A 16,024-nucleotide genomic window follows, 5' to 3' on the forward strand; every position below is an offset into this window, starting at 1 on the left:
GGGTTTCAATGAGGCCTTTGATAGGCGCTGAGCTTCCGTGTCACGTGAAACTCAGGAACAGGTAAATCGCCAGTAGCACCACCACCCACAGTACCATGGTGCCGGTACTCACATCCCTGGATAACAAACCATCCGGACTGTGAAGCCGGCGAGCCAGCCCGAGAGTGTGATCAATTATTCCCAGTGCCACCTGGCGTACACCCCGGTCAAAGGCGACAATTGCGGTTACCAGTGGTTGAACCAGGCGCGGGACGAGCCGGCGATAGACCCAGTCGACATCGAGATGCGTCGCGTTGAGCTCAGGTGGGTAGAGTCCACGTTTGTTCAACCAGACAAAGGCGAGCGCAGAAAACAACAGGAGTTGTAGCTGCGTAAGCACATGGGTGACGTCGTAGGGAGTGTAGGCGACTTCGAAGGGTAATGAGCGGTAAAGCAGGTCCGGGAAAACTCCGATGCCCAGACACAACAGCGCCGCTATCGCCATCGCCAGTTGCATGTTGCCCGGGGGGTCCGAGACCCGTATGCCCGAGTCATGGGCGAAAAACGCGAAATAGGGAATCTTTATACCTGCGTGGTGGAATACGCCCGCGGAGGCAAACAACAGCATCAGCCAGACACCATTGAATTGCTCTTTCAACACTGCTGACATGATCATCGATTTACTGACGAACCCGCTGAACAGGGGGAAAGCGGAGATAGAGGCAGCACCGATGATACACAGCACTGTGGTTCGGGGCATGGTCTTGTACAGACCGCCAAGTTCCGAGCCGTTGATGCGCCCGGTCATGGTTAACACGGCGCCCATGGACATAAACAGCAGACCCTTGAAAATCACATCGGTAAAGGCATGGGCGACTGCGCCATTGATTGCCAGATGGCTGCCAACTCCGATGCCAACCACCATGAAGCCGAGCTGGTTGACCAAGCTGTAGGCCAGCACGCGGCGCAGGTCATTTTCCACCACCGCGAAGAAGATCGGGAAGCAGGCCATGGTCGCACCGGCATAGACCAGTAACTCAGTACCGGGAAATCCCCTGGCGAGGGCATAGATGGCGACCTTGGTGGTGAAGGCACTGAGAAACACGGTACCCGTGGGTGTGGCCTCGGGGTAGGCATCAATCAGCCAGCTGTGGAGCATAGGGAAGGCGGCTTTGATGCCAAGGGCCGTCAGGATCAACCAGCCATAGGTGTGCGCTGTACCGATGTAGGTGAAGTCCAGCGAACCAGTATCCCGCCACAACAGCAATACACCAGTCAGCAGTAACAGGCCGGAAATAATCTGGATGATCAGATAGCGAACGCCAGCACTGAAGGCAGCAGGACTGCGCCTGGCCCATATCAGGACGACTGAAGTGAGTGCCATGCCTTCCCAGAACAGAAAGAAGGTAAGCAGGTCTCCGGCAAACACCGCGCCCAGTGCGCTGCCTGCGTAGAACATTGCCCCCGCCTGCTGCAGGGTGTCGCGTACGTGCAGGGCGTAGACAATGCCGATCAGGGCGGCGATATGAAAGAGATAGCCAAACAGCAGTGACAGGCGGTCGCTATCGAACAGTTCCAGCTGCAGGTCGAACAGTTGCAAGTTGATAGCTGCACCGGTTGGCAGGTACCAGAGATTGATGAACCCCACGATGGGCGTTACCAGCAGGAAGCCGGATCGCAACCGGCCACTGCACAGACAGGCGGCCAGTCCCGCGAGGTAAAAGAGAACAAAGGGCGGCAAGGCGCTCACGAAGCTCTTTCCTCCTGTGCGTTATCAGGGTGCTGCGGCAGATCCCGGCGACTGTAGTAGTCTTCCGGTCGAATGATGAGCCTGCGCAGTAATCTGGCGGCCAGTACCAGGGTCACACAGCCGACAAAACCGTAGAGAGGATAGAAACCCGACATGGATTCGAAGGGGTGTTCCACGTGCCGCTCCACCAGCAGGTCCAGCAACAGAGAGGCGGCACTGACGGTGTAGAGTACCAAGAGGATGCGCTGGACATTGCGTGGCTTGTCCAGCAGATACTGGCGTTTCTCGGTCATGGCATACCTCCGCCAGAGGTAATCGGGCTGATCAACTGGTACAGCACCTGGGGAAACAGGAACAACGCAATACAGCCCCCTGCGGAAAGAGCGATCGCAATGCAACAGGCTATTGGCGCTTCATTCATACGCCTGGGGCCCGCCGCCGACGGCCAGAAGGCGCGCACAGGAATCAGCGTCAGGTAGATGAGATTGAGTATCGAGCTGACCAGCAGGGCAATGGTCAGCAGCCATGCCCCGGTTTCCAGGGTGCCGAGCATCAGGTACCACTTGCTCCAGGTACCTCCGGTGGGTGGGAGTCCCGCGATACTGAGGCTGGCGAGCAGGAAAGCCCCCATCGTGAACGGCATTTGCCGGCCGAGCCCTTGCAGTTGGCTGACCTCGGTCTTGTGCGTCGCCACCAGAATCGCACCGGCACAAAAGAACAGGGTGATTTTGCCAAAGGCATGCATGGCGATGTGCATGCTGCCGCCGGTAATACTGTCGGGTACCGCCAGCAGGACCCCCAGGCTCACATAAGCCAGTTGGCTGATGGTGGAGTAAGCGAGGCGCGCCTTGAGGTTGTCCTGTCGCATGGCCACCACAGAGGCCGCCAGCAGGCTGAAGGTGGCGAGGTAAAGCAGTGCCTCGCGGCTACCCGTTGCGCCTAGTTGATCCAGGCCGAAAATGTAGATGCCGATCTTCAGCAGGCTGAATACACCGGCCTTCACTACAGCCACAGCATGCAGCAATGCGCTGACCGGAGTGGGTGCCACCATGGCGGCCGGCAGCCAGCGGTGGAACGGCATCATCGCAGCCTTGCCCACACCGAATACGAACAGCACCAGCAATACCGCCAGTAACAGCGGGCTGGTGTCGGGGTCAAATACCCCGCCGTCAGTAAAGGACAGGGTGCTACTGGTCCACCAGGTAAGGATGATGGCGGGCAGAAAGAAAACAATAGAAGTGCCCAGTAACAAGCCCAGATAAATACGTCCCCCCTGTCTCGCGCGCTCGGTTTGGGCATGTACCACCAACGGCCAGGTAGACAGACTGAGCACCTCATAGAACAGGAACAGGGTGAGCAGATTGCCCGCAAAGGCGATGCCCATCACGCAGGCAATTGACAGGGCAAAGAATGCGTAGAAGCGAGTCTGGTTACCTTCATTATGGGCGCGCATATAACCCACCGCGTAAACGGTTGTGACCAGCCAGAGGGTGCTGGCGATCAGGGAAAACAGTACCCCTAATGGCTCGGCGGCGAGCTCCAGCCTCAAGCCGGGGAGTACCTCCCCACTTTGCCAGGCGAGCGTTTGACCCTGCTGCAGGGACCGGTAGATACCGAGGTTGATCAGTATCAGCAGGGCACTCGCCAGCAGGGACAGCGCTTCCCTGGGGTTGGGCCGGTTGTGCAAGAGGGTAATCCCCGGGATGACGGTAACCGGGATGCAGAGACTGGCGACAAGCAGGCCGGCGCCACTCACGGTGTTCGGGCTCCGAGCAAGTTGGCCGCTGCGCCTGCCGAGGTACTCACCGGTAACCTGGTGTCAAAGCCAAAGTAGAGGTTGGCCAGCGCCAGTAGCAGCGTGCAGGTGAGTAACATGCCCGCTGGCTTTTGCGGAGAGGCCTTGCCCGACTCCGGCTTTTCAAGGTAGGCAACCTCGATAAAGCGCCAGATATAGACAGCGGTTAACAGGGAACTGGCCACCACCAGGAAGGCCAGCAGCCAGCGTTCGCTCTCCATTGCCGCCATCACCAGGTACCACTTGCTGATGAATCCGGCTGTACCTGGTATCCCGATCAGGCTCAATCCCCCCACTACAAAGGCGGCGGTGGTCAGTGGCATTCGCTGGCCAATACCCCTGAGTTCCCTGAAGGTCGTACCACCGACACGCAGGACGTAGGCCGCGACTGCCAGAAACAGGGCGCCCTTCATCAAGGCGTGATTGAACAGGTGGATCAAGCCGGCTTGCAGGCCGGCAGCCGTACCAATGCCGACGCTGATGGCCATATAGCCGACCTGGGCAATACTGGACCACGCCAGGCCCCGCTTCAGGTCCGTCGCGTAGATGGCCACCAGCGAACCGGCGAAGGCAGCGACGACGCCCAGGGTAATGAATATTGCTTCGAGCGACAGCGCGAGCCGGGACGTTTCCAGGTGAAAGACGGAAAAGCTGAAACGGACAAGCACATACAGGGCAACCTTGGTCGCCGTTGCCGCGAGAAATGCGGTGACGATAGATGGCGCCTGGGTATAGGTACCGGGTAACCACAGGTGCAAGGGAAACAGCGCCAGTTTCAGGCACACGCCCACCACGATAAACGCGTATGCGGCGAAAACGGTTTGTGACTCGCCCAGTTGCGGCAGCCGGACTGCCAGGTCCAGCATATTCAGCGTACCCGTGGTCATGTAGAGAAAGCCGATGCCTATCAGAATAAAGGTCGCACCGATCGTTCCCATGATCAGGTAATTGAAGGCAGCGATCAGGGCACGGCGATCACGGCCACAGGCCACCAGTGCATAGGTCGCGAGCGAAGAGATTTCCAGAAAGACAAACAGATTGAAGGCGTCACCGGTCGCAACGATCCCGAGTAAGCCCGCCAGGCACAACAGGTAGGCGACATAAAACAGGCTGTGACGGGAGGGGTCTACTTCCCCCCTGACACTCGCCCTGGAAGCCAGTAGTACGGTCATTCCCATAGCTGATACCAACACCAGCACCAGCGCATTCAGGAGGTCGATCCGGTACTCGATTCCCCAAGGTGCAGCCCAGCCGCCCAGCGCATAGCTGATGACGCCCAACTCACGTGTTTGCACTAGCAGATGGCTGGCTGCGACGAAGGCCAGGAATGCAACGCCACAGGCAAAGGCCCATGCGGCACCGGGGCGGCGTAATACTACACAGGCGGGGGCGCCCACCAGTGGCAGTAGTACCGGTAGTACTGCCAGGTGGCTTATCACTGGCGGCTCTGCTCCAGTATCTCATCCTGCTCGATACTGCCGTAGGCGCGGTATATCCGCAGCACCAGCGCCAGGCCCACCGACGTTGTGGCGATACCCACGACAATCGCCGTCAGTATGAGAACATGGGGAAGCGGGTTGGAATACAACTGGATATCGCTGGAGAGGACAGGCGCCGAGCCGCCGATCACCTTGCCGGTGCTGATGTAGAAAATAAACACCGAGGTCTGGAAAATGTTGAGGCCGATCAGTTTCTTGATCAGATTACCCCGCGCGATGACGATAAAAAATCCGAGCATCATCAGCACCACGACGACCCAGTAATTGAAGTGGGACAGGATATCCATGGTCTCAGTTGCCGTTTGTTTCGAACTGGTTTGCGAATGCGTAATAGATGACGATCAGGACTGAAGCGACGGTAATCCCGACGCCCAGTTCAATGACCATAATGCCGATTTGCTGTGCCCGGATCGGATCGTCGGCAAGGACGCTGTAATCGAGGAAGGGCCGCCCCTGCAGCATCGACAGGATACCGGTGACGCCATACACAAGAACACCCAGCGCCGAGCACAGCTCTACGACGGGTGGCCGGATCACCCGGCATATGGCGGGCAATCCATAGAGCAGACCGTAGAGGATGATTCCGGACGCAAATATGACGCCCGCCTGAAAGCCACCGCCAGGACCGTAATCTCCGTGGAACTGCACATAGAATGCAAACAGCAACATGAAGGGGATCATGGTTTTGCTGACGACCTGCAGTATCGTGTGTGGGTCCTTGGTGTCGACAGGTGCGGAGTGTGGACGGGCCGAGCCCCGATGCGTCCCGCTGGCGAGTATCAGGATGACGGCAACACCCGCTGTGAATATAACGATTACCTCACCCAGCGTGTCGTAGGCCCGGTAACTCGCCAGCACCGAGGTGACCACATTGGGGATACCTGTTTCCTCGCCCGAAAGCAGCAGGTAACGCGGTGCGACATGCAGGTGGGCGGGAGCATCCGCCCGGCCAAATGCCGGCATATCGAGGGTACCGACGATCAGCAAGGCGCCGGTAATACCCACCAGGAGAACGGCAAAGAGCGGCCTGGCCCCCGCGTTGCGAGCTTCGTGGCGGCCGATGACGGCAACGCTCAGCAACAGCAATAGCGGCGATACACCGGCGCCGACGGCGGCTTCTGTGAACGCCACATCGACCGCGTCCATGATGACGAAAAAGCTCGCTGACAGCAGGCCGTAGATACTGGTGAGCATAATCGAGGCCAACAGACCGCGTACCAGTACCAGGGCTGCGGCAGTAGTGACCAGCAAGCTGAGCAGGACGATATTGACGGCGAGTTCCATGCTGTTCTGTCCCCGTATCAGTGCTCGCCCGGAGGCAGGGGCAGGGGCTGCTTTCCCCGGTTGTCCCGCGGCCGGACGCCGGCATTCCATGCCGCCTTGGCCAAAGCGTGGCTGGAGGTGGGACTGCTCAAGAGCACGAACAACAGAATCAGCAGTAGCTTGAACTGTGGGACTGCACTGTCTGACTGGATGAGCAGGCCGAGCAGAATGCAGCTGGTGGCGAGTGTCTCGGTCACGCCGCAGGCGTGGATACGTGCGTAGAAATCGGCGAAGCGCAGAAAGCCGAGCGCACCGGTCAGCAGCAGAAAACTACCGACCAGCAAGAGCACGCCGCTGACCCAGTCGAGCATCATCCCCGCCGGTCCCCGGGTGCGTGCTCGTTGCGCAATTCCGTTATCCGCAGTACACCCACCACGCTGATGTAGTTGATAAGGGCATAGACCAGGGCAATGTCGAGGAAATCCGGTGAGCCATGAAGGTAACTGATCGCGGCAATCAGCAGGACCGTTTTGGTGCCAAAGAGATTGGCGGCCAGTACCCGGTCGAACACGTTGGGGCCGATGCAGGCGCGCCACAGGGCGATCAGCATGACCACCAGCAGAGTGATCACCGTCAGCTGCAGGGTCATTGCTCGAGCTCGCTTACCCGCCGTGACATCTCGCCCTCCTCCAGCGCAGCAAGACCTTCTGCCGAGAGCGTGTGTACCAGCAGGTGGTCTGGAGCCAGTTCGACCGTCAGTGTGCCGGGCGTGAGGTTGATGGAATTGGCGTAGACCACCCGGCATATGTCACTGTACTGCGGCAGTGGCAGGCGGGCGATGCGTGGCGTGCTCCTTTGACCTGGTAGCCAGACGCGACGCACCAGGTCCAGGTTGCTGCGACAAATCTGTACTCCGAGCCAGAGCAGATAGAAAGGGATGCGTCGCAGCAGGTGCAGAGGAATCGATTCCTGGTCCACCACATCCATGCGGAGGGCGATCAGGGTAACCGCGCCAACGGAGATAACCCCGAGACTCAGGAGCAGCGCATCGTAATGGCCTGAGTTGATCAGCCAGAACACGCTCAGTGCCAAAACCAAGCCGAATGTATAGCGCACCTCTACCTCCACCGATCGTTCCGTTCGCTAACGCCCCCGGCGCCCGGTTTTCCGGCCAGCCGGCATCGCAGTGACACCGGTGCCCTTTACAGGGTCACGGTGGCTGGAAGTGGGATAAGTATAGGCACGGATATGCGAATCTGCGTCAGTATCGGCGGCATGTCTCCGCTGGTGTTCACAACGGCGGCAAAGGAGGCGGTGATTGCGCAAGCAGCAAAGCAGGGCCGAAGCACTGTCCGGCCCTGTCTGCTGAGGCTGTGGGGCTGCCGGCTTGGTGCTGCAGCCCCTGAAGGTGAGATGCTATGCGGCTATTGCCGCCAGCGCTCTCAGGCGGCGGCTGCCGCTGGGTGACTGGCGGGCGCCGGTTGCTTGAGCAGGTAATCGAAAGCGGACAGTGCGGCCTTGGAGCCTTCGCCCATTGCTACCACGATCTGCTTGTAGGGGACGGTAGTGACATCGCCGCAGGCGAAGATACCTTCCGCGCTGGTCTCTCCGCGCTCGTTGATCACCACTTCACCGTGCGGTGTACGCTCTACCAGGCCTTCGAGGAAGGCGCTGTTGGGCACCAGGCCGATCTGCACGAATACCCCTTCCAGCTCCCGTTGCAGCTCTTCGCCGCTGTCGCGATCCTGGTAGACGATGGCATTCACCTTGCCAGTAGTCGCTACAATTTCCCTGGTGGCGACGTTTTTCAGGATGGTGATGTTGTCCCGGGACTCTGCCTGTTTTACCAGTACCTGGTCGGCTTTCAGTTCCGGCAGGAACTCGAACACGGTGACCGACTTGACGATGCCCGCCAGGTCCAGCGCTGCCTCGATCCCGGAGTTGCCGCCTCCGATTACCGCCACGTCCTTGCCCTTGAAGAAAGGGCCGTCGCAGTGAGGGCAGTAGGCCACGCCGTTACCCACGTTCTCTTTCTCACCGGGCACACCGAGCTCGCGCCACTTGGCGCCGGTGGCAATGATCAGGGTCCGGGTTTCGATGACTTCACCGGAAGACAGACGCAGCGTCTTGGTGTCCCCCTGCTCGATGTGGTCCACCCGCAGGTGCTCCTTGATCGTCACGGTGTACTCGTTGAGGTGTGCCAACAGGGCATTACTCAGCTCGGGCCCCGTGGTCTGCGGCACTGAAATCAGGTTTTCGATGCCAATGGTGTCCTTCACCTGGCCGCCGATACGGTCGGCGACAACGGTGACAGCCAGACCTTTGCGTGCGGCATAGATAGCGGCAGCGACGCCCGCGGGACCACCGCCGATCACGGTTACGTCCTGCAGGGGCAATTGTTCCTGCTGTTCTTGTGCACCAGCCTCGGTGAGTTCGGGGTACAGGCTCAGCAGTTTGTCGAGCAGGGTGGCTGTGTCGATTTTGCCGTTGGCAAAGGGCTCGCCGTTCAGGAACACGGCGGGTACGCCCTGAATGTTGCGTTCCTCGATCAACTGCGGGTACAGGCCGCCATCGATCATCTCGCTGCTGATATTCGGGCTGAGCAGGGCGAACTGGTTCAGCGCCTGCACCACGTCCGGGCAGTTGTGGCAGCTCAGGGACACAAAGACCTCAAACTGCAGCGGCTGCGAGGCGCGGCGTACCAGGGTCTGTATGGTGTCGTCGAGTTTCAGTGCCACGCCGCCGCTCTGCAGCACGGCCAGCACCAGTGAATTGAATTCGTGACCGCCAGGAATACCGGAAAACACGATACCGGTCGGCTCACCGTCGACTTCGAGGGCAAAGCTCAGCGGGCTGCGCAGCTGGTCCCCGGTGTCACGCTGGATAAAGTGCAGATTGTCGGACACGGAGGTGAATTTGGTGAGGAAGTCCACCAGTTCATCGCGCTTGTCGTGGTCACCGTTCTGCAGAACCAGGGTGACCGGCTTTTCCAGTTTTTCCGCATAGCCCTTCAGGGCCTGGAGAATGTCGTTGTTCAACATGATTCCGCTCCTCGGTAGTCAAAAATTTCAGGCAGTATTCGGCCGTCCCACCCTCGGTGAGAGTCGGCAACTGACTGGGATAAAGGGGGTTGGGTTCCTGACCCCGCGCATGCGGGGCCAGGAGTTCAGAGTCGCTGGGGGCTTAGATCTTGCCAACCAGGTCCAGGCTCGGGGTCAGGGTTGCTTCGCCCTGTTCCCAGGCGGCGGGGCAGACTTCGCCGTCGTTCTCGCGCACGTACTGGGCAGCTTTTACTTTGCGAACCATGTCCTTGGCGGAGCGGCCGATGCCACCGTTGTGGATCTCGGCGACTTGGATGATGCCGTCGGGGTCAGCCAGGAAGGTGCCGCGCATGGCCAGACCGTCTTCCTCGATCATTACGTCGAAGCCGCGAGTCACCGCGCCGGTCGGGTCGCCCAGCATGTAGTAGTTGATCTTGCCGATAGCTTCGGAAGAGTCGTGCCAGGCTTTGTGGGAGAAGTGGGTGTCGGTAGACACGGAGTACACTTCAACGCCCAAGCCTTGCAGTTCTTCGTAGTGCTTGGCCATGTCTTCCAGTTCGGTGGGGCAGACAAAGGTGAAGTCGGCCGGGTAGAACAGGAAGATGGACCACTTGCCTTTTACGTCTTCGGAAGAAACAGTTTTGAATTCGCCGTTGTGGAAGGCCTGTACGGTGAACTCGGGGATGGATTGGTTGATCTTTGCCATGATTGGCTCTCCTCGGGGTTTGGGTTGATGAACGCTGTTTGCGTCAGCGGTGGAGTGATAATGCGGCCGGGCTGTGTTTAAATAAATCGAATTAAATTGATCAAATTGTTCAGATAAACCGAACCACTATTGGAGGTCCTGTTCCATGATCTCGCTCAAGCAGCTCACCTATGCCCTGGCGGTGGAAAAAACCCGGCACTTCAAAAAGGCCTCGGAGCTGTGCTCCGTCTCCCAGTCGGCGCTGAGTACGGCGATCTCCGAGATGGAGGGCCAGCTCGGCGTGCAGGTGTTCGAGCGCGATAACAAGCGGGTGCTGGTGACACCGGTCGGGCAGCAGATTCTCGACAAGGCGCGCGCCATCAAGATGGAGCTGGATGACCTCTATCACCTCAGCCACCAGAGCCACTCGCCATTGAGTTACCCCATGTCGGTGGGCGTGATACCTACCATTGGTCCCTACCTGTTACCCAAGGTGCTACCCGCGGTGCGTGAGGAGTACCCCGCGTTCCAGATGACCATCGACGAGGACCAGTCCCGGGTGCTGGTGGACAAGGTGCGCAGCGGTGAACTCGATACCGCTGTGCTGGCGTTGCCCTATGACACCGAGGGCTTGCACTGCTTCGAGTTCTGGGAGGAGGACCTCTACCTGGTTACCCACAGGGATGACCCCCTGGCCAGCGAGAAGTCGGTCAGCAGTGAACAACTGGAGGGCGCGAACCTGTTGCTGCTAAGGGATGGCCACTGTCTCAAGGATCACGCCCTGGCCGCCTGTCGCCTGCGGCCGTCTGAGTTGGAGCAGTCCCTGGGCGGGGCCAGCCTGTATACCCTGATCCAGATGGTGGCCGGCCGCATGGGTTCCACCCTGGTGCCCGCCATGGCGCTGGATCAGTTGCTGGCGGCGAGCAGTGAACTGGCTGCGGTGCCCCTCTCAGAGCCTGGCCCACACCGCCGAATAGCGTTCATCTGCCGCCTGAACTATGCCGGCGTCAATGACATAGAACTGTTGCGTCGGCTGTTTCGCCGCGAGCTCGAGAAGCAGTCCCTGCCCGTGACCCGCAAATAAAAGCGAGGGCGGTGTACAAGCCCTGCATGCTGAACTAGGGTTTAGAGAGACGTGCTCAGCCGAGCGGGGGTGAGTACGGATTCTAATCCAGGGATATGGAGGGACGTGTAATGCAGTGGTATCTCAAGGTACTGAAAAACTACGTGGGCTTTTCCGGTCGCGCCCAGCGCACCGAGATCTGGATGTTCATCCTGATCAATTTCCTGATCACCCTGTTACTCGCGTTCCTCGATGGAATGCTGGGGCTCTACAATGCGGAGGTCGGCGTCGGGGTATTACAGGGGGTCTATTCCCTGGCCGTGTTCCTGCCAAGTCTGGCGGTTGCAGTGCGGCGGTTGCACGACATTGGTCGCACCGGCTGGTGGCTGTTGATTGCCTTCATTCCGCTCGTGGGCCTGATTGTTTTGCTGGTCTTTTACTGCCTCGACAGCCAGCCCGGCGACAACGAATACGGACCGAACCCCAAGGGAGTCGCTCCGGCGGTCGCCTGAGTGGTTCAGTGATCGGTCACGTAGCAGGGTGGGGAACCCCACCCTGTAGCGACAGGCTTCAGCCGGGGTTGGCGGCCTTGTACTCACGTATTTCGGTGTTGAACTGGCCGGCGACAGTCTCCTCTGTGGACACTGCGGCGTTGTAGGCCTCTACAGCTGCCTCATAGGCTTTCTGCGTCTCCGCCAGCACATCCTCCGCGAGGCCGCCTTCTTTCACTTTGGCTTCCGCCGTGGTGAATACTTCTTCCAGGCACTTCATGTACTCGACATTGGCCGCCTGGAAGGTTTTGACGGCTTTCTGCCCGGCGAGCATGTCGTCCATGGTGGCGCTCGCGCCGTCGGGCAGTGTGGGCGATTCGGGCTTGGTGCAGTCCGCTACAGCAGCGGCACTGCCAAGTGAGAGCGCGGCCAGGGCGATAGTGAACTTGTTCATTGTCTTATCCTTCAGCGTTACAGGAGGCAAAACAGTATCAGGCCCGTTCTGCCCTGCCAAGTTCAGTCTTCCCCAACCCACAGTTCGGGCAGGTCATACTGGCTCTGTAATGCGGACGCCACGGCCTGGGCGGTGGCCTTGTCCGGCAGGGAAACGATCCTCACCCGATACAGGTCGCCGCCGGGTGCGGCTTGCACGGCAACCTTGCCCGCCGCGGGCTGCAGGCGGCCTGCCCAGGTGTCTGCCAGTTCACGCTGGCGGTAGGACCCGAAATTCACAAACCAGTCTCCCGCCGGCGTGTTACCGGTGGCGGGGGCACTGGTGACGGGTTTTGGCGCGGGGGTGGAGGGTTTCGGGCTGCTATTTTGTGCAGCCTGCTCGGCTGCGGCCCGCTGGGCTTCCAGCTGGCGCTCCAGTCCTGCGACCGTATCGGTGAGCTGGCGGTTTTCCAGGCGCAGGGTTTCCAGGCTGGCGCTCAGGGCCTCATTGCGCTCCACCAGCTCCCGCTGGGTGCTGCGTTCCTGGGATAACTGCTCCGGGTCGACGGTGACGGCGAGTTGTGAGCGCAAATCGCGAATTTCTTCCCGCAGTGAGGCCCGCTCCTGGAGGACACCGAAGCCACCCACCGCGAGCAGAACAAGCGCCACTACTCCGGCGCCAATCAGCCCCAGCGGCCAGTTTCCGGGAAAGCCGCGCTCTTCCTCATCCTCCTCGTAGTCGTCCCAATCCCGGTCGGCGCTGGTGTCCTCGTCCTCGTCGAAAAGCCCCTGCGCTTCCGCATCGTAGCCATCGTCGTCGATGTCGTCGTCATCGAAGAGATCTTCTTCCGCTGGGGGGGCGCTGGCAGCGCTGCCGTCGTCGGCTGGAGGGTCGCGCCGTGCGCTCAGGCCCGCTGTCGGGTCGGCCCAGCCGCCGGGTTCCTCCTCGTCATCAAGGATCTCGTCCGGGTCGTAATCGAAATCATCGGCGCGGTAGTCCAGTTGGTACTCGTCGCTTTCGTCCTCGGGCACGAGTTCGCTCAGGGAGCCCCCGGATTCAGGCTGGGACGTCGTGTTCTGCCGTCGGGATGGCGAGAATGGATTGTCGCTGTTGTCGCTCATGGCCCGAGCCCCTGTTTGCCCCGTGTAATGCGGGGATACTAGCAGAGCTGCCGCAGTGGGTCAGCCGCATTCAGTCGTTGCTGCGCAGGGATTGGAGGCCGCGATTGAGCTTGTTGAGATGCCGGTTGACCTCCTCGCCTTTCATCTTGGAGACACCGGCGGCAAGGATATCAATCACTGCCAGGTGGGCGATGCGGGACGGCAGGGGGGTGTAACTCTCCTCGTCCGGGGAGGCGACATCGATGGGAATGGGGATGGTCGCGCGAGCCAGTACCGGTGTATTCGAGGGTGCCAGGGCGATGCTGACAGCGCCGGACTCGCGCACGTGATCCATGGCTTCCAGCAGGGCGGTACTGCGTCCGGACTGGGAAATGGCGACCACCACGTCGTCCGCTGTCAGGGACATGGCGGACATCGCCTGTATGTGAGGATCGGACAGGGCAGCGCTGGCGATCTGCAGGCGGAAGAACTTGTGTTGGGCGTCGATGGCCACCGGGCTGGACGCGCCAAAGCCGTAAAACTCGACCCGGCGGGCGTTGCAGAGCGCATCGACGGCTACCTCGATGGCGTCGAGGTCCAGGGTGTCCCGCACCTGGGCCAGGGTTTCCATGGTGGCGTCGAAGACCTTGTAGGTGTAGTCCCGGGCGGTGTCGAGCTCGCTCAGCACGAAGGGTTCCTGACTGGTGTTCTGGGCCAGGCACTGGGCGAGGGCGAGCTTGAAGTTCTGGAAACCCTTGCAGCCGATGGCGCGGCAGAATCGCACCACCGTGGGCTCGCTGACCTCGGCGGCGGCGGCCAGGTCGACAATACGCATGTGAATGACCCGGTCGGGTTGCGCGAGCACCAGTTCGGCCACCTTGCGCTCGGACCGGCGCAGGGTGCCCAGTGCGGACTCGATGTCCCTGAGTAGAGGTCTTCCGGTAGTGGCCAAACTGCCCGCCGTGTCAGCTGTGAGAGCAATGCATTATACAGCCCGCAACACGGCTTGGGAGAATGTATGGAGGACCCGTAGTGGTGCAACTGCACCACGTTACGACCACTGGTACCAGCAACGGCAGGCTTCTGGTCCTTTACCTGCTTCACGCGGCAGGGCTTCATGAAGATAACAGCATTCGCCGTCGTTTCAGCGTAGTAAGGGTTTTCGATGGCAGCCGTGAACACCTTCAAGGAAGCCAGTATGGATCGAACACTTATCGCTGCAGGAATGGCAATGATCGCCGCTCTCTCGGCTGGCGCGACCATCGCCGAGGAACCTGCAGACGCGGTTTTCTACGGAGACCATATCATCACTATGGACTCTGACCGGCCCCGCGCGGAAGCTGTCGCGATACGGGGTGATCGTATTGTCTACGTCGGTGACCGGGAAAATGCCGGGGAATTTGTGGGGGACGATACCCGTTCAGTGGAGTTGGGCGATAAGGCCCTGGTGCCCGGCATGATCGACAGCCATGGCCACATCAGCGTCGCTGCCCGAATGGTCGATTACGTCAACGTTTCTTCTCCCCCGGTGGGCCCTGCCAAAAATATTGGGGACATTGTCGATCTGCTGAAGGAGCGCCTGAAGACCGATCCCCCCCCGGAGGACGGCTGGCTGATCGCCTACGGCTATGACGATTCCCTGCTGGCGGAGAATCGCCACCCCACCCGGCACGATCTCGACAAAGTGTCCACCGAGGTGCCGGTCGCCATGATGCATGTCTCCGGCCACCTCGGCACCGCAAATTCCGCGGCATTGGCAGCGTTGGGCTATTCCGAGGATACGCCCAACCCGCAAGGCGGAGTGATTCGCCGGGAGCGCGGCACCAAAGTACCCAACGGGGTGCTCGAAGAAGTGGCCTGGCAGAAGGCGATGTGGTCCCAGGTTGCGGGCGGCGGCGGTACGGCAAACTTCGAGCGGCAATTGAAGGAGGCGGTACAGCAATTTGCCAGTTACGGTATTACCACGATCCAGGATGGCGCTGCGCGGATGGCCGATGTCGCTGCAATGCGCAAAATGGCGGAGAGAGGTGAACTCAAGGCGGACATCGTCGCGATTGCTGCCGCGTACGGTGACGTCGATTTCGATGAAATCTCCAGCATGCTCGAGGAAGGTTACCACGACGGCGTTCGGGTGGGCGGCGTCAAGTTCGCTGTTGATGGTTCGCCCCAGGGGCGCACTGCCTGGACAACCGAGCCCTACCTTGCCAATCCGGAGGGGGTAGAAGGCCCTTACACCGCCTATACCACGGTGGTTCCCGATGACTTCAAGGCGCAGGCCAGGGGCCTTCTGCTCAAGGGGATTCCCATCTACGTGCACAGCAATGGTGATGCCGCCATTGATCTGTCGATGGACGCCGTCGAGGATGCTTTTGCAGGGCGTGAGATGCCCGATCACCGCTCGGTAATCATCCACGCCCAACTGATGCGACCGGATCAGGTCGATCGCGCTGCAAAACTCGATATGGTGCCGTCTTTCTACTCGGCCCACTCCTTTTTCTGGGGCGATTGGCACCGCCTGAGCTTCGGCGACGAGCGTGCCTTCCATATCAGCCCAGCGGCAGCGGCGCTGGAGAAAGGCGTGCATTTCACCATCCACAACGACACTCCGGTGGTACCCCCGGACATGATGCGCCTGATGTGGATTGCGGTGAACCGTGAGACCCGCAACGGGGTGATCCTCGGCGAGGACCAGCGACTGTCACCCTACGATGCCCTCTATGCCATGACCCTGGGTGGTGCGTACCAGTACTTCGAGGAAGCCAGCAAGGGCTCCCTGACCGTAGGGAAGCAGGCCGATCTGGTGGTGCTGGGGGCCGATCCGCTCGAGGTGGACCCGAAGACCATCAAGGATATCCCGGTGCTGGAGACCATCTCCCGGGGCAAGACCATCTTCCTGCGATAAGTTGAAACCCGACCATCAGTAAC

The 16,024-nt window shown here is 60.2% G+C and carries 17 protein-coding genes; 3 read left to right on the forward strand and 14 right to left on the reverse strand.

Translation table 11 applies throughout. The features are described 5' to 3' along the window. Nucleotides 1–40: 40 nt before the first annotated feature. The 11 genes from FV139_RS08925 to ahpC form a co-directional block, all read right to left on the reverse strand. Nucleotides 41–1,729: a Na(+)/H(+) antiporter subunit D gene (locus tag FV139_RS08925; RefSeq protein ID WP_148068098.1), complete on the reverse strand. Its 1,689-nt coding sequence runs from the start codon at nt 1,727–1,729 to the stop codon at nt 41–43. Further along, a complete protein-coding gene (locus FV139_RS08930; protein WP_213004074.1) occupies nt 1,726–2,022 on the reverse strand; it encodes a hypothetical protein in 297 nt (98 codons plus the stop codon). The genes FV139_RS08925 and FV139_RS08930 overlap by 4 nt, the downstream gene beginning before the upstream one ends. Beyond that, the gene (locus tag FV139_RS08935; protein WP_148068099.1) at nt 2,019–3,485 is read right to left on the reverse strand and encodes a proton-conducting transporter transmembrane domain-containing protein; all 1,467 of its coding nucleotides are present in this window, start codon (nt 3,483–3,485) and stop codon (nt 2,019–2,021) included. Before FV139_RS08935 ends, FV139_RS08930 begins: the two co-directional genes overlap by 4 nt. After that, on the reverse strand, nt 3,482–4,963 hold the full coding sequence (locus tag FV139_RS08940; RefSeq protein ID WP_148068100.1) for a monovalent cation/H+ antiporter subunit D family protein: 1,482 nt from the start codon (nt 4,961–4,963) through the stop codon (nt 3,482–3,484). Before FV139_RS08940 ends, FV139_RS08935 begins: the two co-directional genes overlap by 4 nt. Beyond that, nucleotides 4,960–5,310, reverse strand: a complete 351-nt coding sequence (locus FV139_RS08945; protein WP_148068101.1) for a cation:proton antiporter subunit C — start codon at nt 5,308–5,310, stop codon at nt 4,960–4,962. The genes FV139_RS08940 and FV139_RS08945 overlap by 4 nt, the downstream gene beginning before the upstream one ends. 4 nt (nt 5,311–5,314) lie before the next feature. Continuing rightward, entirely contained in the window at nt 5,315–6,307 is a 993-nt protein-coding gene (locus tag FV139_RS08950; protein ID WP_148068102.1) for a Na(+)/H(+) antiporter subunit B, read from the reverse strand. Nucleotides 6,308–6,324: 17 nt separating this feature from the next. Continuing rightward, entirely contained in the window at nt 6,325–6,660 is a 336-nt protein-coding gene (mnhG, locus tag FV139_RS08955) for a monovalent cation/H(+) antiporter subunit G (protein ID WP_213004075.1), read from the reverse strand. Beyond that, nucleotides 6,657–6,935 (reverse strand): monovalent cation/H+ antiporter complex subunit F, encoded by a 279-nt coding sequence (locus tag FV139_RS08960; protein ID WP_148068103.1) that lies wholly within the window; start codon nt 6,933–6,935, stop codon nt 6,657–6,659. The genes mnhG and FV139_RS08960 overlap by 4 nt, the downstream gene beginning before the upstream one ends. Beyond that, nucleotides 6,932–7,402, reverse strand: coding sequence for a Na+/H+ antiporter subunit E (locus FV139_RS08965; RefSeq protein ID WP_148068104.1), 471 nt, complete (start codon nt 7,400–7,402; stop codon nt 6,932–6,934). The genes FV139_RS08960 and FV139_RS08965 overlap by 4 nt, the downstream gene beginning before the upstream one ends. Before the next feature lie 326 nt (nt 7,403–7,728). After that, nucleotides 7,729–9,327 (reverse strand): alkyl hydroperoxide reductase subunit F, encoded by a 1,599-nt coding sequence (ahpF, locus tag FV139_RS08970; RefSeq protein WP_148068105.1) that lies wholly within the window; start codon nt 9,325–9,327, stop codon nt 7,729–7,731. Between the two features lie 142 nt (nt 9,328–9,469). Further along, entirely contained in the window at nt 9,470–10,033 is a 564-nt protein-coding gene (ahpC, locus tag FV139_RS08975) for an alkyl hydroperoxide reductase subunit C (protein WP_213004076.1), read from the reverse strand. Nucleotides 10,034–10,178: 145 nt separating this feature from the next. Between ahpC and FV139_RS08980 the strand changes: the two genes are divergently transcribed. Then, on the forward strand, nt 10,179–11,096 hold the full coding sequence (locus FV139_RS08980) for a hydrogen peroxide-inducible genes activator (protein WP_148068107.1): 918 nt from the start codon (nt 10,179–10,181) through the stop codon (nt 11,094–11,096). 95 nt (nt 11,097–11,191) lie between these two features. Further along, a complete protein-coding gene (locus tag FV139_RS08985) occupies nt 11,192–11,587 on the forward strand; it encodes a DUF805 domain-containing protein (protein WP_268939937.1) in 396 nt (131 codons plus the stop codon). Nucleotides 11,588–11,645: 58 nt separating this feature from the next. On the opposite strand, the gene FV139_RS08990 is transcribed toward FV139_RS08985, so the two are convergent. The 3 genes from FV139_RS08990 to FV139_RS09000 form a co-directional block, all read right to left on the reverse strand. Beyond that, nucleotides 11,646–12,020, reverse strand: coding sequence for a hypothetical protein (locus tag FV139_RS08990; RefSeq protein ID WP_148068109.1), 375 nt, complete (start codon nt 12,018–12,020; stop codon nt 11,646–11,648). Nucleotides 12,021–12,082: 62 nt separating this feature from the next. Continuing rightward, nucleotides 12,083–13,120: an SPOR domain-containing protein gene (locus FV139_RS08995; protein ID WP_148068110.1), complete on the reverse strand. Its 1,038-nt coding sequence runs from the start codon at nt 13,118–13,120 to the stop codon at nt 12,083–12,085. A gap of 70 nt (nt 13,121–13,190) precedes the next feature. Further along, complete coding sequence (locus tag FV139_RS09000; RefSeq protein WP_148068111.1) at nt 13,191–14,051, reverse strand: SIS domain-containing protein; 861 nt, start codon at nt 14,049–14,051, stop codon at nt 13,191–13,193. 246 nt (nt 14,052–14,297) lie between these two features. Here FV139_RS09000 and FV139_RS09005 point away from each other — a divergent pair, with 246 nt between their 5' ends. Continuing rightward, nucleotides 14,298–16,001 (forward strand): amidohydrolase, encoded by a 1,704-nt coding sequence (locus tag FV139_RS09005; RefSeq protein WP_187276460.1) that lies wholly within the window; start codon nt 14,298–14,300, stop codon nt 15,999–16,001. Nucleotides 16,002–16,024 lie beyond the last annotated feature (23 nt).

Origin of the sequence: Parahaliea maris, from assembly GCF_008064665.1 — a bacterium.
Classification (GTDB): Bacteria; Pseudomonadota; Gammaproteobacteria; order Pseudomonadales; family Halieaceae; genus Parahaliea; species Parahaliea maris.

Excerpts from the sequence above, each read along its gene's own strand:
- FV139_RS08930 (WP_213004074.1), bottom strand. The coding sequence starts at position 2,022 with ATGACCGAGAAACGCCAGTATCTGCTGGACAAGCCACGCAATGTCCAG.
- FV139_RS08945 (WP_148068101.1), bottom strand. The coding sequence starts at position 5,310 with ATGGATATCCTGTCCCACTTCAATTACTGGGTCGTCGTGGTGCTGATG.
- FV139_RS08950 (WP_148068102.1), bottom strand. The coding sequence starts at position 6,307 with ATGGAACTCGCCGTCAATATCGTCCTGCTCAGCTTGCTGGTCACTACT.
- mnhG (WP_213004075.1), bottom strand. The coding sequence starts at position 6,660 with ATGATGCTCGACTGGGTCAGCGGCGTGCTCTTGCTGGTCGGTAGTTTT.
- FV139_RS08960 (WP_148068103.1), bottom strand. The coding sequence starts at position 6,935 with ATGACCCTGCAGCTGACGGTGATCACTCTGCTGGTGGTCATGCTGATC.
- ahpF (WP_148068105.1), bottom strand. The coding sequence starts at position 9,327 with ATGTTGAACAACGACATTCTCCAGGCCCTGAAGGGCTATGCGGAAAAA.
- ahpC (WP_213004076.1), bottom strand. The coding sequence starts at position 10,033 with ATGGCAAAGATCAACCAATCCATCCCCGAGTTCACCGTACAGGCCTTC.
- FV139_RS08980 (WP_148068107.1), top strand. The coding sequence starts at position 10,179 with ATGATCTCGCTCAAGCAGCTCACCTATGCCCTGGCGGTGGAAAAAACC.
- FV139_RS08985 (WP_268939937.1), top strand. The coding sequence starts at position 11,192 with ATGGAGGGACGTGTAATGCAGTGGTATCTCAAGGTACTGAAAAACTAC.
- FV139_RS08990 (WP_148068109.1), bottom strand. The coding sequence starts at position 12,020 with ATGAACAAGTTCACTATCGCCCTGGCCGCGCTCTCACTTGGCAGTGCC.
- FV139_RS08995 (WP_148068110.1), bottom strand. The coding sequence starts at position 13,120 with ATGAGCGACAACAGCGACAATCCATTCTCGCCATCCCGACGGCAGAAC.
- FV139_RS09005 (WP_187276460.1), top strand. The coding sequence starts at position 14,298 with ATGGATCGAACACTTATCGCTGCAGGAATGGCAATGATCGCCGCTCTC.